The sequence below is a fragment of the Ralstonia sp. VS2407 genome (assembly GCF_052950655.1).
In genome coordinates, this window is sequence record NZ_JBRFVG010000089.1 from 1 (window position 1) to 595 (window position 595).

At 38.7% G+C, this 595-nt stretch carries 1 protein-coding gene; it reads right to left on the reverse strand.

Going from position 1 to position 595, the window contains the following annotated elements; all coding sequences use genetic code 11:
* Positions 1-471 (reverse strand): ABC transporter ATP-binding protein (locus tag ACU8YE_RS23995; RefSeq protein ID WP_446929850.1); only part of this gene is annotated, 471 nt, incomplete at its 3' end.
* Positions 472-595 lie beyond the last annotated feature (124 nt).

Consider the following 595-nt stretch of genomic DNA (forward strand, 5'->3'; position numbering starts at 1 on the left):
ATCCTGCACTAGCGCCATAGCAATCCAAACCCGTTGCCGTTGTCCACCTGATAAAATTGCCACAGACTCTCTAGCTAACTCAGTTAAGCCTGTTAATTCTAATGCCCATTGTATGTACTCTTGATCTTCTGTGGTGACACTTTTCCAGCCCGATTGATAAGGATATCGCCCGAAAGAGACGAGGTCAAAAACAGATAAATCGATTGTATTTTCTGGCGTTTGTGATAAGATCGCTAGTTCTTGCGCTACTTCTTTTGAAGAAAAATGTTGAAGTTCTTGGTTCTTAATGAACACCTTGCCTTTCTCAGCTGGCAAAATACGTGCAAGTGTTTTTAACAAGGTCGATTTGCCACAACCATTTGGTCCAATAATACTTGTAATAGTTCCCGCTTCAAATGAACAGTTCAGCGCTTCACTAATCACTTGACGACCATATCCTGTAGTTAAGTCCTCTGCCTCTAAATAATTCATAACCATTCCTCTTTAATTTTTCTGTCGTTATTTTACATTTATTGAGAATCGTTCTCACTCATTGTTCCTTGATTATAAAAGACCCTTCCTTAAAAAGCAATGTTTCTTCCAATCAAAAAACGAA